Raw genomic sequence first — 24,253 nt, 5'->3', positions numbered from 1 at the left:
GCAAACGCCAGGTAGCCAAAGAAAGCGCGTGCTCTATGTCGGATATTGTCGCGGTCGATCGTCCTTCGGACGCGAACATAGAGCAAAGGAGATGGAAATGTCCTATGTCGATGGTTTTATTGTCGCCGTGCCGAAAGACAAGATCGAGGCTTACAAAACGCTGGCGAACAAGGCCGGGAAGGTCTGGAGGGAGTATGGCGCGCTCAGCTATGTCGAGGCGATTGGAGACGACGTTCCCTATGGCGAACTGACGTCTTTCCCACGGGCTGTGCAGGCAACGGAAGATGAGGTCGTGGTTTTCTCCTGGATCATCTATGAGTCTCGGCAGAGCCGGGACGAGATCCTGGAAAAAGTCATGGCCGATCCCCGCCTCAAGGACGAGATGCAGAACATGCCCTTCGATGGCAAGCGCATGATCTATGGCGGCTTCCGCATTATTGTCGAAGCATAGGCGCCAGGCTGCGCGGCCTTGACAATGCGGCCGTTGCGCCCGAGGTCATGCGGATCGCCATCGCTATTGTCGGGAAAAGCCATGCCGCAAACTGTCATCACGCTGGCCACTCGTGGTCAGGGGCTTTACGAGTTCACCGATCAGGCGGCGCAATTCACGCGGACTGCGGCCGGTGGCGGCGAGGGGCTTTTGACCGTTTTCGTGCGCCACACATCCTGTTCGCTGCTCATTCAGGAAAATGCGGATCCCGATGTGAAGACCGACCTCAATGCGTTCTTCCGCCGGCTGGTGCCGCCGTCTTCCGACCCGTCGATGCGCTGGATCGTGCACACGACGGAGGGGCCGGACGACATGCCGGCACATATCAAGGCGGCATTGACGCAAGTCTCGATCGGTATTCCTGTCATGGCCGGTCGCCTGGTGCTCGGCACATGGCAGGGCATCTATCTCTTCGAGCACCGCGACCGGCCGCATCGGCGCGAAATCGTGCTGCATCTCTCCACCTGATTTGCTGCAACTCTGCCGTTTACCGATCGTTAACCGCCATGAATACAATCTGAATGGCCAATTCGCGTTCGGTTCAGCTTGACCAACATAACGTGTCCTCAATCCCAAAGGCCTCGAGCCGGATATCGGGATGGCAACAATCCGCAGCAAGGATTCGAAGGAGAAACACCCATGACCAATCTTTTCGCCAAAGCAGGTATTGCCGCACTCATCGCGCTCGGCGCCGTTTCTGCGACTGGTGTCACGGCATCGGCCAATGATTTTCATCCTGGCATCCAGCAGGCACGATACGATCACTATCGCGGCCGCTCGTGCTCGCCGGTTCTCGCCGTTCAGAAGGCGCGCGACATGGGCATGCGCCGCGCTCGCATCGACAATATCACGCCGCGCCGTGTCGTTGTCGAAGGTTTCGGCCGTCGCGGTCCGGATCGGATCGTTTTCGCCAACGTACGGGGTTGCCCGCTCATCCGCCGCTGATAGCGGTGACTGGATTGCCCAGGTTTTCCACATCTATTCGATAGATCCAAAGCCGCCTCGGCAAGCGAGGCGGCCTTATTTTACCAAGCTGTGCTATCATCGGACGTCTGGTATACCTTTAGCGTTCATTGTACGTGAGTAATGGATGAATGGCCGATTCTGAGCGTGTTCAGTATCGCGCCTTTACCTCATGGGCACTCGCTCGGCATATGTTGCTGGCAAGAGGGAGGAGCCTTTTTGCACTATGGAGAACAGAATGAAACAATTGCTGGCTAAGTTGGGGGTTGCCATCGCCATCGCAGTTACTGCGCTGACCGGCACGGCGGATTTCGCTTCCGCACAGAACTTGGACATCTATGTCGGTCCGGGCCGTCATCGGCCGCCACCGCCGGATTACGACAACCCGCCGCCGCGTTTCGATCGTCGCCGTGGCTGCGATCCGCGTGAGGCTCTGGATGTCGCCCGCAGCTATGGCCTGCGCCGCGCCCGTGTCGTGGATGTAACGCCGCGTCGTGTCGTCGTCGACGGCTTCGGTCGCCGCGGTCCCGATACGATGATGTTTGCCAATGTTCGCGGCTGCCCGATGCTCGGTCGCCGATAAACACAACGGGCGCCAAGCGCGCCCGTTCTTCATTTTCTGACCTTTTCGCCTTATTGGCGGGGGCCGCGGAACCGCCCTTTGCTCGACCTCGATGGATCTGAGCGAAGGGCGGTTTTGTTTTAGAGCGGTTCATTTCCTTACGGAATCTGAGAACCGCTCCAGCTTATCGTTTTTACGCAATTCCGGACGGAAAACCGCTGCGCACTTTTCCTGGAATTGCTTTAGTTACTGCTGGATTGCGTAGGTGATGCTCACCGACGCGTTGTATTCGTTTTCGCCGGTGGCGACCGCAACGGCCTTGTCCATCGGGGCTGCGGCAGCCATGGCGCGCATATAGGGCTGCGGCGGAGCAGCAATGCCGCCTTCATGGATTGCGATGACGCGGCCGAGCTTGACGCCGGCGGCATCGGTCAAGGTCTTCGCCTTTGCCGCCGCATCGGCGACCGCCTTCTTGCGGGCCTCTTCAAGAACGGCGTTCGGCTTGTCATTGGTGAACTGGATATCGCCGCCCTGGTTGATGCCGAGCTTGATCGCCTGGTCGAGCAATCCGCCGAGCTTGGAGAGATCACGCACCCGAACGGTCAGGCCGTTCGTCACCTGATAGCCTGTCAGGACTGGCGGCTGGGTGTGACCATCCTTTTCATTCGGATAGGTATATTGCGGCTGGACGGAGAAACCCGAGGTCTGCAGGTCGCGCTCGGCGATGCCGCCATCTTTCAGCGTCGCCAAGACAGCACCCATAGCCTTGTTGTTCTGATCGAGCGCTTCCTGCGCCGTCTTTGCTTGCTGGACGACCGCAAGCGTTACCACCGCCATATCAGGTGCGATGGCCGCATGTCCCTCGCCGGTGACCGTGATAACCGCTTCGCGCGGTTTGGCATCTTCGGCAAAGGCAGCAGCCGCGGGCATGAAGAAAGTGGCGCTGACAAGAGCGGCAAGAACAAAATCTCTGGTTTTCGTCCGTAGCATCGTTCGTTCCTTGGTTGATAATCCCTTGAGTTTCGCTTTTGCTGATTGATTGTGAAGGTATTACGGCAGTCCCTTGTCCGAAAAGAGAAATTGGGTTAGAGCCAAGTCGGCTTCCGGGGAACCATTGCTTCGGAGCCGCGAGCGCGGGAACCCTGTTCTCGTGCCGGGCCTGTAGCTCAATGGTTAGAGCCGGCGGCTCATAACCGCTTGGTTGGGGGTTCGAGTCCCTCCGGGCCCACCATTTATATTCTCTGGGACAACCGTCCTCAGAATCCCGCCCTTTTTAACCTTCGCGATAGGGATCCTTATGCCACTGCTGCTTGACGGGGATAAGGGACAGCCATCGGTCGCCATCGAAATCGGGATTGGTTTCGTGGACCCTGGCAGCTTGAATCGGAGATCGGCATGTTGTGGGTTGCGAAGGATGGCTGCCTTCTTCATGGACAGAATGCAGGAGCCGTAGGGGCGCCGGGAATTCTCGATAAAACCGATGCAGCAGGGTTGACGAACCCGAAGCTCCGTCAGCATCCTAAGTCATTTTAAAGTCATGGTTTTTGCCGCGAATGGCAAAGCTCGATGGCTGCGAAATTTCAAGGCCTATACCTTGGTATAGTTGCACGGCACCATCGCTTGATTGACGCTCCAGGAGGGGTGTGACAAGACGGCCCTGCCTGCGCAACATGGTGCAGCGGCTAACGAAACAACAGATCAAGAAGCAAATGGACAGCTACCCTAGTCGCTGTCCGGCTGTGGCGTCGCGCCACGTCCGGATGGTTATCGCAACAACCTGGACCGCTTCCGGCAAACGCCGGGCGACCGACGGTATGGCATAGCCTGTCCTGTTCGGCTCGCCCACGGATCTGCCGACGAGCAGACCATGGAGGTGAGCCATGAACAACATCATTCCTTTCCGCGAACGCACATTCGCAACCAAGCTTTCCGCCGCACCTGTCCTCAGTGCTCCAGCTTTTTCGCCGTCGCCCGCTCGGACCGCGCCCTTTCAACGTCCGCGCCTGATTGCCGTCTGGCACACCAATCCCCAAACTGGGAAGCAGGAGTGCTTTTGGACGACCGAAGGCAATGCCATCTCCGATGAGGATGGCAGTCGTCGAGCGGCCTAATCCATTTCTTCAAACAAGTGCTTCCGCTGCGTTGCAAATGCAGCGCAATGCGGATGCGCGCTATTGGTAACATCCTGTTTTCAAGGGGTTATACATGGTTTTCCTTGCCAATGATCGACGCGAGCGCAGTGCCGTTGCCGCGTTGGCCGGTGCACGCATCCTGCCGAATGGCTACGATCTCGCCGCCTTCGCTTTCATCGCTGCCGCAGCCTATCTCACTCTTCACGGGGTGGGCGAGATGCGGGCGCCGCTATCGAGCCTCTCCACTGCGCCGACCTCGCTCGATCCCGCCTATCTGCCTGAATATGCGTTGCGCACGACGTTGCGCATGATGGCAGCGATCGTTGCCTCGCTCATCTTCACTTTCGTGGTTGCAACGCTTGCCGCGAAGAGCCGGCGCGCCGAAAAAATCATCATTCCGGCTCTCGATATCCTGCAGTCGGTGCCGGTGCTCGGCTTCCTCACGTTCACCGTTACTTTTTTCATGGGCCTGTTTCCCGGAAGCCAGATGGGCGCCGAGTGTGCTTCGATCTTTGCGATCTTTACCAGCCAGGCATGGAACATGGCCTTTTCCTTCTATCAGTCGCTGCGGACGGTGCCGCGCGATCTCGATGAAGTGAGCCGTGGGTTCCGCCTGTCCGCCTGGCAGCGCTTCTGGAGACTGGAGGCACCCTTTGCGGCGCCTGGTCTCGTCTGGAATACGATGATGTCGATGTCGGGCGGCTGGTTCTTCGTCGTTGCTTCGGAGGCGATCACGGTTGGCGATACGACAGTGCAGCTTCCCGGCCTTGGCTCCTGGCTGGCGCTTGCCATCGACAAACAGGATTTCGTTTCCGTCGGCTGGGCCGTGCTCGCGATGGCAATCGTGATCCTGCTCTACGATCAACTGCTCTTCCGCCCCATCGTCGCCTGGGCAGACAAGTTCCGCTTCGAGCAGACCGCCGGCCAGCAGAAGCCGCGTTCCTGGGTCTATTCGCTGATCCGTCGCACGCGTCTTTTGAAGCATGTGACCGCGCCGTTTGCCGCGGTATGGAACGGATTGTTTCTGCTACGGCTGCCGTCTGCGCCGAGGGCGGTTGCGAAGAGCCAGGGCGAACAGAATGTTGTCAGCGGGCTTATCGATTTCTGCTGGTTCTCCCTGATCGCCGCTATCGGCGCCTGGAGCATTTGGGACATCGCATCCTATCTCGGCCAGACGCTGTCGTGGGCCGATGTCCGGATCGCCTTTGCCGGCGGCTTCGTCACCCTTGTCCGCGTGGTGGTTCTGATTGCGGTCGCGAGCTTGATCTGGGTCCCGCTCGGTGTCTGGATCGGTCTCAGGCCGGCTGTCGCGGAGCGGGTTCAGCCGATTGCACAGTTTCTCGCAGCATTCCCGGCGAACGTGCTCTTTCCGGTTGCGGTGATTGCGATCGTCGCCACAGGTGCTAGCCCCAGCATCTGGCTATCGCCGCTGATGGTGCTGGGTACGCAGTGGTACATCCTTTTCAACGTGATTGCTGGGGCAAGCGCTTTCCCCACCGATCTGCGGGAGGCATCCGCGGTCTACAGGCTCCGTTCGTGGACCTGGTGGCGCCGTGCGATACTGCCGGGAATATTTCCCTACTACGTCACGGGAGCGCTGACGGCTTCCGGCGGCTCCTGGAATGCGAGCATCGTCGCTGAGCTGGCGAGCTGGGGAGACACGAAGCTCGAAGCCTTTGGGCTGGGATCATACATCGCGAAAGCGACCGCAGCGGGCGATTTTCCGCGGGTCATTCTCGGCATTGTCGTCATGTCGATCTTCGTCACCCTTTTCAACAGAACGCTTTGGCGGCCGCTTTACGTCTTCGCTGAACGTCGCCTGCGTCTCGATTAATCACAGATCGGAGAAATGAACATGGAAAACGCTGTCGTCTCCAAAAAGGTCGATATTGCAAATGGCACGCCGCTGGTTCTGGCCAAGCAGGTCTGCCAGACATACGACAAGGGAACTTCGGGTTCGCTGGTCGTACTCGATAATGTCGACCTTCAGCTCTACCCGAATGAAATCGTCGGTCTGCTTGGCCGCTCCGGTTCGGGCAAGTCCACGCTGCTGCGCGCCATCGCCGGCCTGATCCGTCCCAGCAAAGGTGAGATCACCTTCGCCGGCCGGCCGGTGGTTGGCCCCAATTCCGATGTCGCTGTCGTCTTTCAGAGCTTCGCCCTGTTTCCGTGGCTGACGGTGCTGCAGAATGTTGAACTCGGCCTCGAGGCTCAGGGTGTCGCTTCGTCGGAACGCCGCAAGCGCGCACTGGCCGCCATCGACCTGATCGGTCTCGACGGCTTCGAAAGCGCCTATCCGAAAGAGTTGTCGGGCGGCATGCGTCAACGTGTCGGCCTTGCCCGTGCGCTTGTCGTTCGGCCGAAAGTGCTGCTGATGGACGAGCCGTTTTCCGCGCTCGACGTCTTGACCGCGGAAACGCTTCGTACTGACCTTCTCGACCTGTGGTGCGAAGGCCGCATGCCGATCGAGTCGGTTCTGATGGTGACGCACAACATCGAAGAAGCGGTGCTGATGTGCGACCGCATCCTGATCTTCGGATCAAATCCCGGCCGTGTGATCGCTGAAATCAAGGTGGATCTGCCGCAGCCGCGCAACCGCCTCGACCCGGCATTCCGTATGTTGGTCGAAGACATCTATGCTCGGATGACGGTGAAGACCGGAGCGCCGACACGCGACGGTCTCTTCCCCGGCACCGGTATCGCCATGGCACTGCCGCGGGTCTCGACCAACCTGATGTCCGGTCTTATCGAGACGCTTGCCGCCGAACCTTATCGCGGTCAGGCCGACCTGCCGCCGCTGGCCACGCATCTGCATCTCGGCATCGATGATCTGTTCCCCGTCGCGGAAATCCTGCAGCTTCTGCGCTTTGCCGATCTCGAAGGGGGTGACATCAAGTTGACCGCACCCGGCCTGCGTTTCTCCGACAGCGATGTCGATGAGCGCAAGAAGCTCTTCGAGCAGCATCTGGCGACCTATGTGCCGCTTGCCGCGCATATCCGTCGCGTGCTCGACGAGCGTCCGACCCATCGCGCCCCGGCTCGGCGGTTCCGCGACGAACTCGAGGACTACATGTCGGAAGATTACGCAGACACCACCATCAAGGCGGTCACGAACTGGGCCCGCTACGCCGAATATTTCGCCTATGACGAGAATGCCGACCTGTTCACGCTGGAGAACCCGAGTTGAAACAAGCTGTCGGGTCGAATGCTGCAGGGTCGCCGCTGGCTGAGGCGGCGAGCGACCCCATTATTTTTTTTGAACTTGATAAGCAGCCAAGGCAGGACCTAGCGCAGGGAATTCCGGCAGATTGCCAACGGTGGCGACCTGCACTCGCGCGGCCTTTCCGGCTGGGGGATGGATCGTCATGCCCAGAAACAACGAAGAACTTGGCTGCTTTCTGGAGGCTCGCAGCAGGAATAACCGAAACAAGCCTGGCGCGGGAAAACCGCGGCACTCGGGTGGGAGGAGGCGCTTTCGGACACGAATGGAGCGTCCGAAGGATTATGCCGGATTGGTGGCCATGCGGGCGCTCGTATGGGGTGCGCACTGGCTCATGCTAGGCGCTACTCGACTGTTTTTCACCGGTTTTCTATCAGTAAACCAGACGCGCACGCTGCTTCGCTGGGCGGCATTCCTCAATAGAAAGAGCCTCGTCATTCTCCGGCGCAGCCAACGCCGGCGTCTCTTCAATTATTATGCCTGGAACGACAATTATGACCGTCGAACTTGATCAAATCGCTCTCAATCTGGGTACGGCCTTCGCGTTTGGGGCCATTATCGGTTTTGAACGGCAATGGAGGCAGCGCCTCGCAGGCTTGCGGACGAATACGCTCGTTGCCTTGGGAGCGGCCATATACGTCAATTTTGCGGGCCTCTTTCCAGGAGATGGCAGCCCGACCCGGGTGGCGGCGCAGGTCGTCTCCGGGATCGGCTTTCTTGGAGCTGGCGTCATCTTTAAGGAAGGGCTTAATGTTCGGGGTCTCAATACGGCCGCGACGCTCTGGTGTTCGGCGGCTGTCGGCCTTGTGGCCGGCGCTGGCTATCCCCTGCATGCCCTTATAGCGACAGCCTTTGTCATTCTGGTCAATCTGGCGCTGCGTCCCTTGATCCAAGTGATTGCCCGGCAATCCATAGCAACCACGGAGCTCATTGTTCGATATACGGTGACGGCGGTTTGCAGGAATGAGGGTGAGGCTCATGTTCGCGCGTTGATGCTTCAGGGGTTCGGTTCGGCCAAGCTGCATCTTCAGCAACTGGACAGCGTCAATATCGAAGATAGCGACCGAGTGGAGGTGACGGCGATCGTTACTGCCGACCACCGTGAAGACGCTGCGCTTGAACATATCGTTGGACGGCTCAGTCTCGAGCCACAGGTGACGGCTGCACGCTGGCGGGCCGAGGCTCTCATCGAATAAAATCAGCGCTATAGGCTGATGAGGCGGTTGAAGGCTGCGGTTGTGTTCGGACTTCGGCTGAGGCAGTTTGCCTTTCGCGCACTCTACGTGCCGAAACGCTGATACAAGGACGAAAGGCATGAGGCGCGAGTTTCTGAAGTATCTTTTCGATATGCCCTTGCTCTGGCTCGGCATTGCGGTTCTTGCAGGCGTTATCTTTGTCGGCGATACCATCACGGATTTGGAGATTGCGTTTGCCGTTCTCTATGTTTCGGTGATCCTGCTATCGGTTAACTTCGGACGAACCGGAGCGATTGCGGTCGTCGGCATTGTCTGTGCAGCCCTTACGGTATTGAGCTATTTTCTGACACGCCACGGCGCTTCCCATGCCGGCCTGATCAATGGCATCCTCAGTCTGGTTGCCATAGGTGCGACGACCTATCTGGCGATCAGGATCGAGACGTTTGATGCAAGAGCGAGGGCGGCGCAATCCGAACTCGCACGGATGTCGCGCCTGATGATTGTCGGCGAGCTCGGCACATCCATTGCCCATGAGGTCAGCCAGCCGATTACGGCGATCACAGCGAATGGCAACGCCGCGCTTAGATGGCTTGCGGCCACGCCTGCCGACCAGGAAGAGGCGCGGCGGGCCATCGAGCGGATCGTCATGGATGCAGGCCGGGCGGGTGACGTCATCGGCCGCGTTCGCAGGCTCGTCGCCCGCTCATCCCCTTCGCGCGATACGTTTGATCTGACCGAGGCGATTGGCGACGTGTTGGAGCTCGTTCGCGGCGAAATCCGGAAGAACCAGATCCTTCTTCGCACCGAGCTGGCGAGTGATCTGCCGTTCGTGGCTGGCGATCGCGTGCAGCTTCAGCAGGTGATCCTCAATTTCGTGATGAATGCGATCGAGGCCCTGGCGGATGTCGATGCGGGGGCTCGTGAGTTGCTTGTCAGCGCCGCCGCCGCCGAGAGCAAAATTACGGTCAGCGTGCGCGACACAGGCATCGGTGTGGCGCCTGCCAGGCTCGACAGAATATTCGAGGCTTTCTACACGACCAAGCCGAACGGCATGGGAATGGGGCTTGCAATCAGCCGGTCGATTATCGAAGCGCACGGTGGCACCGTCTATGCGGCACCGAACTTCCCTCATGGGACCGTATTTGGCTTCACCCTGCCGCTGGATGGAAAGACAAGAGGATAGGATATGCAAGAACAGCGACCGGCCGTCTATGTGATCGATGATGATCCGTCCGTGCGCGACGGGCTGGATAGCCTCCTGCGTTCTGTCGGCTATGAAACGCGCGGCTTCGCTTCGCCGCGCGATTTTCTTCTGCATCCGCGCTCGAACAGCCCGGCCTGCATCGTCCTCGACGTTCGGATGCCGGATGCAAGCGGTCTCGACTTTCAGGATGAGCTTGCAAAGGCTGGTTATCTGACGCCGATCATCTTTCTTACCGGCCATGGCGATGTGCCGATGTCCGTGCGGGCCATGAAGGCCGGCGCGGTGGAGTTTCTTCTAAAGCCCTTTCGCGAACAGGATCTTCTCGACGCAATCCGGCAGGCTTTAGATGTGGATCGCGCCCGTCTTCGCAAGGAAGCCGCCGCAGTCGATCTTCACGAACATTTCGCGTCGTTGACGCCGCGCGAGCGTGAGGTGATGTCCCTCGTGGCGCGTGGCCTCCTGAATAAGCAGATCGCCGCCGAAATCGGTTTGAGCGAGATCACCGTGAAGGTTCATCGTGGCCAAGTCATGCGCAAGATGCGAGCAGACTCCATCGCCGACCTCATCAGAATGGCAGATAGTCTTGGATTGTCCGACGCAACCGCCGACGGCAAGGGCAGCGGCGTTACACCCCGGTCACGTTAGGCTTCATATGTTCGTATAGGATGACGCCTTTGCCCCTGGGTAATCGCTCTGCTGCCTGGATGATCTTGGAGCATCAGGGATGTGGCGTGGTGAGTGTGCCCTGATGAAATATCATCTGCCATCGACCATCGATGCGCTGCCAGATCGAACTTCGTAGAGCGTGCCGCGGAGGCTATCCTCGCTCATCGCCCGAATAACCAAACACGAAAGGCATTGGCTGGCCGATGATGCCAAACCGGTGTTCGATGCGGCAAGCCCGGAGCTTGCCGAACTTGCCAAGCAGCTGGAGCGCGGCAATCGCCGGCGTGCGAAGTTGAGAGTCTAGACTGCGGCGGCATAAACGGTCCGAACCCGGATTTTGCCATTGCCGACGTTCCCAATCGCCTTCACCTTTCACGATGACATATTGCTGGCGAAAACACCGCTTCGCCGGGGGCTTGCCGCGGCTTCGCCAAAATCCGGCACGGTATATTCCGCCAAAAACCGAAGTCTCGATGCCGGGAGATGGGCGCGCCATGGGTCGCCGATCAAAACCTTTATGCCCTGCGCCAGGCAGCGATCCAGAAATCCGGTGACGCACTTCGCAAGTGCTTCTTCGTAGAAAAGATCGCCGACACAGATGATATCGACTGCGGGCGGCTCGCCGGTCGTCAGGTCGGCGAGGGTGGCTTTGATGGCGACCTCATTAAGCGCTGCATTAAGCCCGATGGCTGCAATGGCATAGGGATCGACGTCGGCAGCGTACACTTCCCGAGCGCCGCTCTTTGCGGCTGCGATGCCCACGATTCCCGAGCCGGCGCCGAGGTCGAGCACGCGGTGGCCAGCGACGACTTCCGATCTGTCAAAGAGGTACCGGGCCAGGACCAGGCCTCCTCCCCAATGATGTGCCCAGTAGGGCGAGCCGAATTGCGGATCTCTCTCTGCAAGGCGCCGCAATCCGCTATGCGGGCCTGCTTTGTGCAGGCGAATTTCCGGAACGCCGGGAACGGGCAGAATCGGAAGATTGGCAGCAATGAACTGCCGCACCCAGTCGAGATTCGCGATGCTGTCCTGGCTACGTTCCAATGTGCTTTCCCGCTCGCTCTTCGTCGCCGTTATCAGACGCCGTCTCCGCTGCGGTTGATCAACATCGGTGAGTTCGGCGGTGCTATGCATTCCATGGCAAGCTCCGAAAGTATAGCGGAACCCTACTTCAGATTGTTTGCTCGACCGGATCCCATTGCGTATCTGGGTCATTGATACGCCGCGAGCTGAGGTATGTTGCTATGAACTGGAGACAACTTCACTCATTTTGTCGGACAAGGAATTGCGATATTTCCCAGTGATTTCAAACTATTAATCATCATCTTCGTCAAGATCTTCATTCCTTGCAGAGCCATCGTTCTCCAAGGGTGTCGCCAGCCGCGCCGAAAACTGGTTCGACCTGTTGCCTGGGCCGAGCGAAGTTAACCGTGTTCTCGACGCCTTAGGCGGAAAAGTTGGTCTCAATGGTGATTTCGGAAATTGGGAGCGCGTCGGCAAGTACGAAGATCTGGCGAAGATCATGGGGCGGGCTGAGCTCTGCCACGCGAAGGAACGCTATTCGACTACCGGTCTCGATTTAGCGGACTATGTTCGTTGCATAGAGCTGTCCAACGCGGTTGGTTATCGCGGCCCTTTCACGCTTATCTATGATTCCCCATACTATGAGGACGAATGGCCCGGGATTCTCGTAGAGCGTGAGTGCATCTCCGGGGTGCTGCGAAAAGCGGCGGCGGGATGAAGGCGAGATTGCGCCAATTCTAAACACTGACCGACGAGGCCAAGCTCGTCGCGGCTTGTTCTTCGCCTTCGAACGGCAATATCAGTTATGCCCTAATGAAAATCATGATTGTGTAGGGCGCCAAGAAGCCGGTCCTGTGTCTGGTAACCAGCATTGTAAAGATTGATGGCCACGTTTGCAGCGGACAGACCTTCTTGACTTTGCAATCTAATGCTGCGTTCGGCACACCAAGCAAAGAGCGCGCTTGCAAGAACGTCGATATCGTCGGAATAGAGAGGCGCGTTGACCATCATAGACATTCGCTAGACCATTCATGGTTAGGGCTGGAGCCGAGGCGGCGGGTGTAGCAAACACTGCTTTGATTTTTGGGATTTGCAATCGCGATCATTTCTCGACGTTAATATGCTCCTGAGATGATACAGGCGCTTTGTCTCTTAATGCGACACGGTCTCGTTATGAAACATCACTGCGGATTTTTGCGCTCAGAGGATTGAGCCGGGTGCTGAAGTTTGTCGATCGACGCGCGGGGCGCAAGAAAGAGAAGGACGCCGAGCACAAACGTCAGCGCCACCATCAGAAACAAAATATATCTTGGCCCGGAAGGCATCATTGGTGGATTGGATGCGACGAATTCACTGCGGCCTCGATCAATTCCTCTGCGTAAGAAAGTGCTGACGCCGTATCCTCGCCGTCCAGCTTCAGCTCCTTACATTTGCGATGCATGGCCCTGCGGATTTGAGACAGAAACGCTGCGTCAAAGTCCACTTCTCCTTCATCGAAGACGTGGGTCAAAGCAGATTGAGCGACTATTTCCAGAACAGCAACGCGCCCCTCTATCTCGCCGAGAGATGGAATCGCATTCCTCTTGACGTGATGCTTGCAATCGCGATGGGTGGTAAGCATTTCGGTTATCTCCTTCACCAAGGGAGATAACCGGCAAGAAGCGAAAAAGTTCAGCCGAGTTTTTAAAAAAAATCGACGGGATACCCGCAGTGCCTTTTCGATCCCTATTTGCTAATAGTGGCTACTGGTGGTCAATCGATTTCATCGGGCAAAGATTGGGATCCGCCAATACGTCCGCGCAGTGGGGCGAGCGGCGAAAATCGTCGTAATAAAGCGTCCATACCGTAGTATCGGCGGCACGATAAGGGCCGAATTTAAAGTATTGATTTTTACCAAGTCCATGATCCGCGTGTCCAATGTGCCCCGTGACCGTGGAAATCCATTTATTGTTGGCGAATATTTCGATGTGACCTGAGCCATCCGGGCCGGGTTTGCTGTAAATGGCGAAATCAATCCAGCCTGAGGCGGGGGGCGGAAGGCTGTTGCCGCGATTAATTACCTTGATGGCGCTAGTGCAATCCGTAAACTCTTCACCATCTGCCGTGTTCCAATTGCCATCCGTGGCGACCAGTGCGCGCATTTGATTGGTATCTGGGCGGAACCAGACGGGTGTCTCGCCATCGCTGCAAGCTTTGCCACCATTCTTGATCTCGTCCTTCTTGGCGACTGGAGCAAGGTAGTTGGTTTCCACCGTGGCAAACAGCTTGCCGTTGTTGAGCCGCAATGCCAGAAAGGGGCTGAAATCACCCTCGGCCTGTGGCCCAATTTCTCGCTTCCATTGCGCGATGAGATAGCGGTGATCCCCTGACGGAATGGGGTCGGCAAATTTCACGGCAAAGCCGTACCAGACTCCCTGATCGTAGGGCACGCGGTATTTTGTGCGTTCCCAGATTTCGGCTCTCTCGCTGCAATTTGCTTTGCCTGGCGGGCAGAATGGCTTGACGCTGAGCTTCAAAGCTCCCGTGCCCGAGCGCTTCACGTCTGACTGAAATTCAATCGTTCCAGCTTTCTGCTCGAAATTTTCCCGATAATAAAGATGGCCTGATGGGGCGAAGTCCTTACCGTCGAATCCGTCATGCAGCACAAGTTGTGCGGCGTCCTCAGCCAAAGCTGGTGTTACGACACCGGCGCAGGTGCAGGCCAGGATCGCGGGCAGCGCATATTTTGCATTCATGCTGGGATATTCCTATGGCGGGACATTCGCAAAGCATTATCAATGACCTGTTCGCTTCTCGCAGGCAAGTGAGAGGTATGTCGCTTCACGATGCATTGATGGCGACCGCAATTGATTTTGCTCGATTTCAGAAGATTTACTCAACTTATTGTGTCATTTCCCGTTCAACTTTAACGGCCTGTTAGACGCTTTGCGGTTCATATCCCGCAAAATTGGGCTTTGGCTGCGGCTATCAGCGCCCCGGACATGATCGTTCGCCGCCGCAGCTTTATCGACGTTTTAATGTCGGTCATGACAAAACCGGCTGAGGGGCGCTGTTGGGGGCAGCCTTTGGCAAATAGGAAAGCAGAGCCGGCCTTAAACGAGGCCGAGCAGCGAAGAAGAATCGTCATTCTAACAGCGCACGCGTTTCTGCGTGGCTATCGCAAGGCGTCGGTCCATTTCATCGCATCCCACTGGGCTGAACAGGGGCATGAGGTTCATTTTCTCACTATAGGTCATAGTTGGTTGACCTTGCTTAAGGATCGCCCGCGCTTCCGAGCCTTGTCGCAGGATCAAGCAAACCGATTTCATACGATCGATACCAATTTGAGAGCGGGGGCCTATCTGCCGCCATTGCATGCATTCAGCTCGAGCAACCGCTTTCTGAATGCGGCGAACGCAGTGCTCTTTCGGCTCTATGGCAGCTACCTGCCGCGCTTTGCCCGTCGCATCATAAGTAATGCGGATCTGGTGCTGGCTGAGAGCGGCTCGGCGCTCGCTTTCTTCGGTCAGATTAAAAAGCTCAATCCGAAGGCGCGTACGCTCTATTTTTGCCGCGACCTGCTGAGAAGCATAGGGGCGGCACCGGTGCTGCAGGATATCCAAGCGACCGAGATTGGTCGTTTCGACGCCGTTTGCGTTCCATCGGAAAGGCTAGGGGCCTTGCTTCCGCATGGCGGCCGCGTAAGGGTTATTCCCCAAGGCGTTGATGCAGCCTTGTTTGATCGAGAGCAGCCGTCACCATATCGGCCCGGCACCCGCAACGCCATTTCCATCGGTAATATGCTTTTCGATCATGCTTCCGTCGCCGCAATGGCAACGGCTGCGCCAGATGTGAATTTCCATGTGTTTGGTGCGGCCTGGAGCGGTTGGGCACCACCAAATGTCGTAATCTATGGCGAGAAAGACTTTGAGAGCATTGTGCCTTATCTGCAGCATGCGGATTTCGGCATCGCTCCCTACCGCCTCACCGAAAATGAGGTTTATCTGGCGGAATCGAGCCTCAAGCTGGCGCAGTACAGCTATTGCGGTCTACCGATCCTGTTGCCAGATCTCGTCCCATTTGCCCGCGCCAATGGTATTGCTTACTGCCTCGACGGCGAAGCAGCGTGGCGCGAAAAAATCGATGCAGCGTTGGCGATGCAGCGTTCGCCGGTCTTTCGCGATGGGATCATGACTTGGGACGAAGTTGCGCGGCAGACGCTGAGTGCAGCCTTCGAACCGCTATGACTGGCCTAGCCTGGCGCCAGGAAGGTCAAGAGCTTGTTGGCGAGTGGGCGTGAGGCGCCGGGCAGTTTTCCGCCAGCCGTATCCATCAGTATCTGTACGTCTTCAGGGGTGATGAGGCGCAGGACGCGGACAGCCAGCATATAAGCCACCACACCCGCTGGAATGGCAGTTGCGATCGCGATTGCTCCGTCGAAACTATAGATGCCGACCCCAGCCGCCACTGCGCAAAGAACGGCGGCAAGCATCGTTTTTGCCAGTGCCGTAACCGGGACGGAAACCTGGACATGTCTCCAGGCAGTCCAGCCGAGCAGAACAAAAGTCAGCGTTACAATGGCAGCGCGAGCAAGGGCAGCACCCTGCAGGCCCATCCGCGGCACGAGAGCTGTGAGCAACAATATCATCAATAGGCCACTTACGATCTGCACGCGTAGCAAAAGAACGCTGCGCCCCGATGCGCCTATGATACCCCAGGGAATGACGGACATCCCGGCAAGCCAGACGAAGGCGAGCAAGGTCGCGGAAGCCGGTATGGCAGGATCGAAGGCATTGCCGAATATGAGAGGCAAAAGATCGGGCATGATGGCCGCGCCGCCGAAACTGATCGGCAGCATGACGAGCGCGACTATGCGAATGACACGACGGTACGCAGCGTTCAGCATCTGCTGATCGTTTTTCGCATGCGCTTCGGTAAAGCTGACGATCAGCGCTGGTGATATCTGCAGCATCACCTGTTCGATTAGGCCGGCCAGGCCGAGGCCTGCTGCAAAATACCCGATGCTGGTCGACGAAAGAAAGAAGCCAAGAAACAGGAATTCTATCCGCGACAGAACCAGAATTTCGATGAGGTCGCTCAACCATATGTGGCGACCGTAACGCCGCATTTCCTGCGTCAGGGCTTCACGGGACGGTTTCATGTCGCGATCGATATAGCTCCGCAATAGCAACGCTTGCGGCAGGTAGCGCGCGATATATCCGATCAGAGCGCCGGTTGGGCCAAGCAGCCATGCTCCGACAAAGACGAGCGGAATTTGTAACACTCCACCAAGAGCGGTCGTCCGTGCAGTCTGGCCGAACCGATTTCTCCCACGCGCGATCGCCGTGGAAAATACGTGGAATGCGTAGCTTAAAAACAAAAGCCCCGTGACGATCCAGAGCCAGGCGTGCTGTGCATCGCGTTGAATGTAGATGATCGCGGCAAAGGCCAATATGGCGGCGCCCACCATGCTGACCGAAATTATGAAACTGCGCAGTGCCGTCCGCACCAGTATTTTCCATGCTTCGCCGTCGCCTGAAAGGCCGCCAGTGTTGCGCAGCAATGCTTGTGGAAGTCCCATATCGGCCAATGCCGCGGCGGAGGTCGCAATCCACAATGCGTAGGCAACTTTGCCGGATCCTGCCGGACCAAGCAGGCGGGCGGCGATGACACTGGTTGCAAAGCCGGCAACCAGCGAAATCAAGGTCGCCGCCAGGCTAATCAGTGAACTTTTAAGAAGATTGGACACAGAAGTACTCATGCAATTCATCTAGGAGGTTGCCGCATAACCTTGTGTTAAAGGCCCGCTGATAATTTTCACTTGCGTTCTAGTTGAAATTTAAGTTGGCTGCCATGACAGATAGAACCGTCGACCGGGATGGGTTTCTTATTCCGGGGTATCTCCAGAAGGGGTTGCGTGAGCGAGCGCACAATCTTCTATGGCGCCTTATATCGCCGCTGCCCGACAAGTCCTATTGCGCGTTGAAATATCGTATCATCCGCGGCAGATTTCCCAATCTGACGTCGCCTCAAACGCTCACCGAGAAGATCCAGGCCCGGAAGCTCTATGATCGTAATCCGCTGCTTCCGCGTTTCGTGGATAAGGCCGATGCGAAAGCGCTAATTGCGGAAAGAGTGGGTAGCCAGTACATCATCCCGACACTCTGGGTCGGCACAGACCTTGCGGCCGTCAACTGGTTCGAGATTTCCTTGCCCGCCGTCGTCAAGCCGACCCATGCAAGCGGGGTAGGGCTCTTTCTTTACGGACAGGCCGATGTGGATCGGCTGCTTAAGAACAACCCTTCCGCCGAATGGCTGGCGATCGACCACGCGTCTTATAACCGGGAGTGGGCCTACAGGCGCATCGAACCTCGCATCCTGATCGAAAGCATGCTGCTGGTCGAGGGGCGTGTTCCCTGGGATTACCGGCTCTTCACCTTCAACGGCAAGGTATCGCATATCGAAATCGACATACGCGAGAATGGCCGGGGCTATTCCTGCAACTATACGCCGGACTGGCAAAAGCTTCCGTTCTTCGATCGGGATTACCTCGGTCTCTATCCGGGCCATGTCGCGCGTCCGCCGCGGCTCGACGAGATGATTTCCGTTGCGGAAACCGTCGCTTCCGACATCGATTTCGTGCGGGTCGATTTCTATGCGTCGGCAGATTGGGTTTGCATCGGCGAGTTGACGTTCTATCCAGGCGGAGGCTTCGAGGTGCTCGAGCCGGAGGAATACGATCTTCTGCTGGGCCAGAAGTGGCAACTTGGTTTTGAAATGTCGAATAGATAGGTGGACAAATCACTCCCTCAGCGTTTGATAGGCTGATCTATTTTTAGGGAAGGTTTTCTATGACGATCGACAAGGACCTCAATCGTATCGCGCTGCAAGAGGAGACGCTGCGTTTCGACGCCTTTGACCTCTCGACTGCCTGGGTACTCGGCAAGTTGCTGCATGATCTCGCCAGCGAGCGTAATCTCGGCGTTGCCATCGACATCACGCTGCACTCCATGCCGGTTTTTTACATAGCCTTGCCCGGATCGACACCCGACAATTCCAACTGGATACGCCGCAAGTGCAACATGGTGCTGCGCTATTTTCGTAGCAGCTATGCCAGCACATTGCGGCTGCAGCAGCAGGGCAAGACGATCGAGGAGAGCGGGCTTTCGAGCGCCGAGTACGCCGCATCCGGCGGCAGCTTCCCCATTTTCGTCAACGGCACGGGCTGCATTGGTGCTGTCACGGTTTCAGGTCTCCCTCAGCGTGAAGACCACAATCTCGTTGTCGAGGCTTTGGCTCTCACGCTCGGCCACGAACTCCACAATCTCAGCCTCGGCTAGAGGGCTGAGGCGGCGCCGGGCTTTGAGCGGGCGCCGCCACCAATGTCAGATCTTTCCGCCGGCCTCGGTGATGACTTTGGTCAGGCTGCCCGTTGCCGAGAAGAGGGGGATCAGACATGCTTGCAAGGCGTGGTAGATATCACCCTTGCCGGGGAACAGCGTGTGAGCCGGAACGAGATCTTCCGTCAGTTCCTCATGCCAACCACCATTGGTGCGATCTATGAACGCCTGGCCGATCACGCTCCAAATCTTGCGATAGCTTTCCTCGTGGAAATCACTCGGAACGTGCTCATTCAGATAGTAAGCGGCGCCGGCGCCTTCGCAGGCAGGCCACCAGAGCTTGTTGCGCTTTGCAGGCACATCTTCCCAATCGAGCGTGTAGAAGAACCCGTTCTTTTTGCTGTCCCAACCCAGTGACATGGACTGAGAGAACAAGCCTTTAGCCGCTTCCGGCATCCAGTCGTGACGCTTTTCCCCCAAAGACCAAAGCTGTAGGATGAGGCGCGCCCATTCCAGCCAATGCCCTGGCGTCGTGCCCGATGGGCGGAACATTTCGTTGCCGCGGTAATCCTTGTCCAGCACCCAATCGGTGTTGAAGTGTTCGGCCACGCGCCAGCCAACGGATCCAGCCGATCGCCTGATGACGAGATCGGCGATGCTTTCAGCCTTGTCGAGGTACGACTTGTCGCCCGTTGCTTCGAAAGCGGCCATCAGGGCTTCGGTCAAATGCATGTTGGAGTTCTGGCCGCGATAGCTACCGCCATCGATCAGCGACCAATCCTGATTGAACTCCTCGGCAATCGCGCCGTGCTTTTCTTCCCAGAACTTCGCATTCAGAATTTCGGTGACATCGGCGAGCATCCCGTCGGCCAGAGGATGGCCGATCGTCTTGGCGGAGGAGGCTGCGAGCAGTACGAATGCATGGCCATAGCCCTGCTTGCTGGAATCGACCGGGCCGTCATTGTTCACCGACCAGACGTAACCGCCATGTTTCGTATCGCGGTGATGCTTCCACAGATAGTTCATTCCGTGATCGACAATCTCGTTCGCGCCGGGGCGGCCGAGCAGTGATCCGATCGAGAAGCAATGGACCATGCGGGCCGTCGAATGAATGCCGCGTACCGGATTGGTCGCATCCAGCGGCTTGCCGGCATCGTCTAAGTCATAGAAGCCGCCTTTGGGATTGACGGCGCGATACTGGAAGAAGTCAAAGAGCGCGCTCGCCTGATCAAGCAGCCAGCGCCGATGATAGGCGCGCGTGCTCCAGTTTCCGAGCGTTGCGGGTTCAACCTGTGTATTCATGCCGTCCTCCTTGGATTCTTTTCCACAAGCCCTATAGCGCTGCCCGAAAGTGCTGTCATGGCGTGATGGGAGGAAACTGTGTCGACGGCATTGTTTTGTCCATGGTCGGATGGGGAATCGCTTTATTCGTATTTTTCGCAAATTGGGTAGGCTATAGAAGCAGCGAGCTTGCGTTGCGCGCGACTAGAGCATAGATATATTGACATAAAGATATCTTTATGTGATCTGATTGCGGAGTCGTAATCAGGCCAGAGGAATTCACCCAATGTTTGACGATCTTTTTGGTTCCGAAACGACAAAGCGTGACGGCGGCGAAATACTCAAAGCTCTGCGAAAGGCTGCGAGCGAGCGCATTCTCGTGCTCGATGGCGCCATGGGTACGCAGATCCAAGGTCTCGGTTTCGACGAGGACCAGTTTCGGGGTCATCGCTTCATAGGCTGCGCCTGTCACCAGAAGGGCAATAACGACCTTCTTATTCTGACCCAGCCTGACGCGATCGAAGAGATTCATTATCGCTACGCCAAGGCCGGTGCCGACATCCTGGAAACCAACACCTTCTCATCCACGAGCATCGCGCAAGCGGACTACCAGATGGAAGGTGCGGTCTATGATCTCAACAAAGAGGGGGCCGAGATCGTCCGCCGCGCCGCAATCCGTGCGGAACGGGAAGACGGCAAGCGCCGCTTCGTGGCCGGCGCCATCGGTCCGACCAACCGTACCGCTTCCATTTCCCCTGATGTGAACAATCCCGGCTATCGCGCCGTCAGCTTCGACGATTTGCGCCTGGCCTATGGCGAGCAGATTGACGGCCTGATCGATGGCGGCGCCGACATCATCCTGATCGAGACCATTTTCGATACTTTGAACGCCAAGGCAGCGATTTTCGCCTGTGAAGAGCGCTTCGAGGCCAAGGGCATCCACCTGCCGGTCATGATTTCAGGCACGATCACGGATCTTTCGGGCCGCACGCTGTCGGGTCAGACTCCGTCGGCCTTCTGGAACTCCGTGCGTCACGCCAGCCCTTTCACAGTCGGCCTCAATTGCGCTCTCGGCGCAAATGCTATGCTGCCGCATCTACAGGAGCTTTCGGCGGCTTCAGACACGTTCATCTGCGCCTATCCCAACGCCGGCTTGCCGAACGAGTTCGGCCAGTATGACGAGACGCCCGAAATGATGGCGGCTCAGGTGGAGGAGTTTGCGCGCGAAGGCCTCGTGAATATCGTTGGCGGCTGCTGTGGCTCCACGCCTGAGCATATCGCTGCGATCGCCAAGGCGGTTTCGAAATATCCTCCGCGCAAGCCGGCCGAGCACCGCCCCTTTATGTCACTTTCCGGTCTCGAACCGTTCGAGCTCACCAAGGACATTCCGTTTGTCAACGTTGGCGAGCGTACGAATGTCACGGGTTCCGCGAAATTCCGCAAGCTGATCACCAATGCCGACTATTCGGCAGCGCTGGCGGTTGCCCGCGATCAGGTCGAGAACGGTGCGCAAGTCATTGACATCAATATGGACGAGGGCCTGATCGATTCCGAAAAGGCCATGGTCGAGTTTTTGAATTTGGTTGCCGCCGAGCCGGACATTGCCCGCGTTCCCGTGATGATCGACAGCTCGAAATTCTCGATCATCGAGGCTGGTTTGAAATGCGTGCAGGGCAAGCCGATCGTCAATTCGATCTCCTTGAAAGAGGGTGAGGAGAACTTCCTCAAGCAGGCCCGCCTGATGCGCATGTATGGCGCTGCAGTCGTGGTCATGGCGTTCGATGAGCAGGGGCAGGCAGATAGCTATGAGCGTAAGGTCGAGATTTGCTCGCGCGCTTATAAGCTGCTGACGGAAAAGGCAGGCCTGCCGCCGGAAGATATCATCTTCGATCCGAACATCTTCGCCGTTGCGACCGGTATCGAGGAACACAACAATTACGGCGTCGACTTCATCGAAGCGACGCGGACGATCCGTCAGACCATGCCGCTGGTTCATATTTCCGGCGGCGTGTCGAACCTGTCATTTTCCTTCCGTGGCAATGAACCCGTCCGCGAAGCGATGCATGCCGTGTTCCTCTACCACGCCATTCAGGCGGGTATGGACATGGGCATTGTCAATGCCGGTCAGCTCGCAGTCTACGACAACATCGACCCTGAACTGCGCGAGGCCTGCGAGGATGTCGTTCTCAATCGCCGGCCTGACGGCACGGAAAGGCTGCTTGAAATTGCCGAGCGTTTCCGCGGAGCTGGCAGCAAGGAAGCGAGGGCGCAGGATCTTTCCTGGCGCGAATGGCCCGTCGCGAAGCGGCTGGAGCATGCGCTGGTCAACGGCATTACCGAGTATATCGAGGCCGATACCGAGGAGGCGCGTCAGGCAGCCGAGCGTCCCCTGCATGTTATCGAAGGCCCGCTGATGGCCGGTATGAACGTCGTTGGCGATCTTTTTGGTGCGGGCAAGATGTTCCTGCCGCAGGTGGTGAAGTCCGCTCGCGTGATGAAGCAGGCTGTTGCCGTGTTGCTGCCCTACATGGAAGCTGAGAAGCTCGCCAATGGCGGCGTCAGCGAACGACAGTCCGCCGGCAAGGTGCTGATGGCGACAGTCAAGGGCGACGTGCATGATATCGGCAAGAATATCGTCGGCGTTGTGCTCGCCTGCAACAACTACGAGATCATCGATCTCGGCGTGATGGTGCCGACGACGAAGATTCTCGAAACGGCAGTTGCCGAGAAGGTCGATATTATTGGCCTCTCGGGCCTGATCACGCCGTCCCTGGATGAAATGGTGCATGTCGCCTCGGAGATGGAGAGGCAGGGTTTTGACATTCCGTTGCTGATCGGCGGTGCGACCACCAGCCGTGTGCATACGGCGGTGAAGATCCATCCGCGCTACGAGAAGGGGCAGGCGGTTTACGTCACCGATGCCAGCCGCGCCGTCGGTGTTGTCTCGTCGCTACTGTCGCAGGATGCCAAGCAGGGCTATGTCGACACTATCAGGACGGAATATGCCAAAGTCGCCGCCGCCCATGCGCGCAGCGAGGCGGAGAAGGTGCGCCTGCCGATTGCCAGAGCCCGCGAGAATGCCCAGAAGGTCGATTGGGCGAACTACAAGCCCGTCAAGCCGCAGTTCTTCGGAACAAAGGTATTCGAGAACTACGATCTGGCGGAACTCGCTAAATATATCGACTGGACGCCATTCTTCCAGACCTGGGAGTTGAAGGGGCGCTTCCCGGCGATCCTCGAAGATGAAAAGCAGGGCGAGGCGGCGCGGCAGCTTTATGGCGACGCTCAGGCGATGCTGGAAAAGATCATCTCGGAAAACTGGTTCCGGCCTCGCGCCGTCATCGGCTTCTGGCCGGCCGGTACCGTCGGTGACGACATCAAGCTGTTCACGGACGGAAGCCGTTCCAGTGAGCTTGCGACGTTCTACACGCTACGCCAGCAGCTGTCGAAGCGTGACGGTCGCCCGAATGTCGCTCTTTCGGACTTCGTTGCGCCGATTTCGAGCGATGTGGGCGACTATGTCGGCGGTTTCGTCGTCACAGCGGGGATCGAAGAAATCGCTATTGCCGAGCGCTTCGAACGCGCCAATGACGATTATTCGTCGATCCTGGTGAAGGCGCTCGCCGATCGTTTTGCCGAAGCCTTCGCTGAACGGATGCACGAGCGCGTCCGACGTGAATTCTGGGGTTATGCTCCAGATGAGAACTTTTCCGGCGAGGAGCTTGTTTCGGAAGCCTATGCCGGCATTCGTCCGGCGCCCGGCTATCCCGCGCAGCCCGATCACACCGAAAAGGAAACGCTCTTCCGTCTGCTCGATGCCGAAGCGGCGACCGGCGTCAAGCTCACGGAGAGCTATGCGATGTGGCCCGGTTCCTCGGTGTCCGGCATCTATATCGGGCATCCCGACTCCTACTATTTCGGCGTCGCCAAGGTCGAGCGCGATCAGGTCGAGGACTATTCGATCCGCAAGGGCATGCCCGTCGCCGAGGTAGAGCGTTGGCTGGGTCCGGTGCTAAACTATGTGCCGGCGAAGGGCGATGACGTGGTCGATGATGCGGCCTGATTGAGAGTCGTTTCAACGTCTTAGAGCGTTTCGATCACAGGCTCATTCCGCATTCCACAATCGTCGCAATCTCACTGAGGTTGCGACGATATCAATTTGATTGCAGATATGAATCTCTTGTCTGGGCGGGAGTG

At 57.7% G+C, this 24,253-nt stretch carries 21 protein-coding genes and 1 tRNA gene; 16 read left to right on the top strand and 6 right to left on the bottom strand.

The features are described from left to right. Positions 1-97 precede the first annotated feature (97 nt). The 4 genes from GA0061102_RS16655 to GA0061102_RS16640 all read left to right on the top strand — a co-directional run bounded on the left by GA0061102_RS16655 (position 98) and on the right by GA0061102_RS16640 (position 2,036). Entirely contained in the window at positions 98-451 is a 354-nt protein-coding gene (locus tag GA0061102_RS16655) for a DUF1428 domain-containing protein (protein ID WP_092850973.1), read from the top strand. Positions 452-532: 81 nt separating this feature from the next. Further along, complete coding sequence (locus GA0061102_RS16650; RefSeq protein WP_092850971.1) at positions 533-958, top strand: secondary thiamine-phosphate synthase enzyme YjbQ; 426 nt, start codon at positions 533-535, stop codon at positions 956-958. A gap of 171 nt (positions 959-1,129) precedes the next feature. Beyond that, a complete protein-coding gene (locus GA0061102_RS16645) occupies positions 1,130-1,435 on the top strand; it encodes a hypothetical protein (protein ID WP_092850970.1) in 306 nt (101 codons plus the stop codon). A 256-nt stretch (positions 1,436-1,691) separates the two neighbouring features. Further along, positions 1,692-2,036 carry a hypothetical protein gene (locus tag GA0061102_RS16640; protein WP_092850968.1) on the top strand — a complete coding sequence of 115 codons (345 nt, stop codon included), beginning with the start codon at positions 1,692-1,694 and terminating at the stop codon, positions 2,034-2,036. A gap of 225 nt (positions 2,037-2,261) precedes the next feature. On the opposite strand, the gene GA0061102_RS16635 is transcribed toward GA0061102_RS16640, so the two are convergent. Further along, positions 2,262-3,005 carry an SIMPL domain-containing protein gene (locus tag GA0061102_RS16635; RefSeq protein WP_092850964.1) on the bottom strand — a complete coding sequence of 248 codons (744 nt, stop codon included), beginning with the start codon at positions 3,003-3,005 and terminating at the stop codon, positions 2,262-2,264. A 165-nt stretch (positions 3,006-3,170) separates the two neighbouring features. Here GA0061102_RS16635 and GA0061102_RS16630 point away from each other — a divergent pair. The 8 genes from GA0061102_RS16630 (at position 3,171) to GA0061102_RS16595 (ending at position 10,412) form a co-directional block, all read left to right on the top strand. Then, positions 3,171-3,246 (top strand) — tRNA-Ile (locus tag GA0061102_RS16630). 649 nt (positions 3,247-3,895) lie between these two features. Further along, positions 3,896-4,126 (top strand): hypothetical protein, encoded by a 231-nt coding sequence (locus GA0061102_RS16625; RefSeq protein ID WP_092850958.1) that lies wholly within the window; start codon positions 3,896-3,898, stop codon positions 4,124-4,126. Positions 4,127-4,220: 94 nt separating this feature from the next. Further along, a complete protein-coding gene (locus GA0061102_RS16620; RefSeq protein ID WP_092850954.1) occupies positions 4,221-5,981 on the top strand; it encodes an ABC transporter permease in 1,761 nt (586 codons plus the stop codon). A 21-nt stretch (positions 5,982-6,002) separates the two neighbouring features. Next, positions 6,003-7,334, top strand: a complete 1,332-nt coding sequence (locus tag GA0061102_RS16615) for an ABC transporter ATP-binding protein (protein WP_092850953.1) — start codon at positions 6,003-6,005, stop codon at positions 7,332-7,334. Between the two features lie 298 nt (positions 7,335-7,632). Beyond that, positions 7,633-7,878, top strand: coding sequence for a hypothetical protein (locus GA0061102_RS16610; protein WP_092850948.1), 246 nt, complete (start codon positions 7,633-7,635; stop codon positions 7,876-7,878). Then, the gene (locus GA0061102_RS16605; RefSeq protein WP_425348538.1) at positions 7,859-8,563 is read left to right on the top strand and encodes an MgtC/SapB family protein; all 705 of its coding nucleotides are present in this window, start codon (positions 7,859-7,861) and stop codon (positions 8,561-8,563) included. Before GA0061102_RS16610 ends, GA0061102_RS16605 begins: the two co-directional genes overlap by 20 nt. Before the next feature lie 118 nt (positions 8,564-8,681). Continuing rightward, positions 8,682-9,746, top strand: coding sequence for a sensor histidine kinase (locus GA0061102_RS16600; RefSeq protein ID WP_092850938.1), 1,065 nt, complete (start codon positions 8,682-8,684; stop codon positions 9,744-9,746). A 3-nt stretch (positions 9,747-9,749) separates the two neighbouring features. Further along, the gene (locus tag GA0061102_RS16595) at positions 9,750-10,412 is read left to right on the top strand and encodes a response regulator transcription factor (protein WP_092850937.1); all 663 of its coding nucleotides are present in this window, start codon (positions 9,750-9,752) and stop codon (positions 10,410-10,412) included. A gap of 393 nt (positions 10,413-10,805) precedes the next feature. Here GA0061102_RS16595 and GA0061102_RS16590 read toward each other — a convergent pair whose 3' ends face one another. The 3 genes from GA0061102_RS16590 to GA0061102_RS16570 all read right to left on the bottom strand — a co-directional run bounded on the left by GA0061102_RS16590 (position 10,806) and on the right by GA0061102_RS16570 (position 14,191). Next, positions 10,806-11,477 (bottom strand): class I SAM-dependent methyltransferase, encoded by a 672-nt coding sequence (locus GA0061102_RS16590; RefSeq protein WP_245298032.1) that lies wholly within the window; start codon positions 11,475-11,477, stop codon positions 10,806-10,808. Positions 11,478-12,780: 1,303 nt separating this feature from the next. Continuing rightward, positions 12,781-13,077 carry a hypothetical protein gene (locus GA0061102_RS16575; RefSeq protein WP_092850933.1) on the bottom strand — a complete coding sequence of 99 codons (297 nt, stop codon included), beginning with the start codon at positions 13,075-13,077 and terminating at the stop codon, positions 12,781-12,783. Between the two features lie 121 nt (positions 13,078-13,198). Beyond that, the gene (locus tag GA0061102_RS16570; protein WP_092850931.1) at positions 13,199-14,191 is read right to left on the bottom strand and encodes a polysaccharide lyase family 20 protein; all 993 of its coding nucleotides are present in this window, start codon (positions 14,189-14,191) and stop codon (positions 13,199-13,201) included. Positions 14,192-14,410: 219 nt separating this feature from the next. Here GA0061102_RS16570 and GA0061102_RS16565 point away from each other — a divergent pair, with 219 nt between their 5' ends. Beyond that, positions 14,411-15,682 (top strand): GumK N-terminal domain-containing glycosyltransferase, encoded by a 1,272-nt coding sequence (locus GA0061102_RS16565; protein ID WP_245298031.1) that lies wholly within the window; start codon positions 14,411-14,413, stop codon positions 15,680-15,682. A gap of 5 nt (positions 15,683-15,687) precedes the next feature. Here GA0061102_RS16565 and GA0061102_RS16560 read toward each other — a convergent pair whose 3' ends face one another. Further along, positions 15,688-17,196: a lipopolysaccharide biosynthesis protein gene (locus GA0061102_RS16560; RefSeq protein ID WP_092851083.1), complete on the bottom strand. Its 1,509-nt coding sequence runs from the start codon at positions 17,194-17,196 to the stop codon at positions 15,688-15,690. A gap of 92 nt (positions 17,197-17,288) precedes the next feature. On the opposite strand from GA0061102_RS16560, the gene GA0061102_RS16555 reads away from it, so the two are divergent. Together GA0061102_RS16555 and GA0061102_RS16550 are read left to right on the top strand one after the other, a co-directional pair. Further along, positions 17,289-18,227: an ATP-grasp fold amidoligase family protein gene (locus GA0061102_RS16555; protein WP_092851081.1), complete on the top strand. Its 939-nt coding sequence runs from the start codon at positions 17,289-17,291 to the stop codon at positions 18,225-18,227. Between the two features lie 59 nt (positions 18,228-18,286). Beyond that, positions 18,287-18,775, top strand: a complete 489-nt coding sequence (locus tag GA0061102_RS16550) for a heme-degrading domain-containing protein (RefSeq protein ID WP_092850927.1) — start codon at positions 18,287-18,289, stop codon at positions 18,773-18,775. Between the two features lie 45 nt (positions 18,776-18,820). Here the strand turns inward: GA0061102_RS16550 and GA0061102_RS16545 are convergent, their stop codons facing one another. Continuing rightward, positions 18,821-20,077 carry an AGE family epimerase/isomerase gene (locus GA0061102_RS16545; protein WP_092850925.1) on the bottom strand — a complete coding sequence of 419 codons (1,257 nt, stop codon included), beginning with the start codon at positions 20,075-20,077 and terminating at the stop codon, positions 18,821-18,823. 265 nt (positions 20,078-20,342) lie between these two features. Here GA0061102_RS16545 and metH point away from each other — a divergent pair, with 265 nt between their 5' ends. Beyond that, positions 20,343-24,119 carry a methionine synthase gene (gene metH / locus GA0061102_RS16540; protein ID WP_092850922.1) on the top strand — a complete coding sequence of 1,259 codons (3,777 nt, stop codon included), beginning with the start codon at positions 20,343-20,345 and terminating at the stop codon, positions 24,117-24,119. The last annotated feature ends 134 nt before the right edge of the window (positions 24,120-24,253 follow it).

Origin of the sequence: Martinezella miluonensis (genome assembly GCF_900094545.1) — a bacterium.
Classification (GTDB): Bacteria; Pseudomonadota; Alphaproteobacteria; order Rhizobiales; family Rhizobiaceae; genus Rhizobium; species Rhizobium miluonense.
The sequence above is the reverse complement of the archived record's forward strand: the minus strand, read 5'-3'. Positions and strand labels throughout refer to the sequence as shown.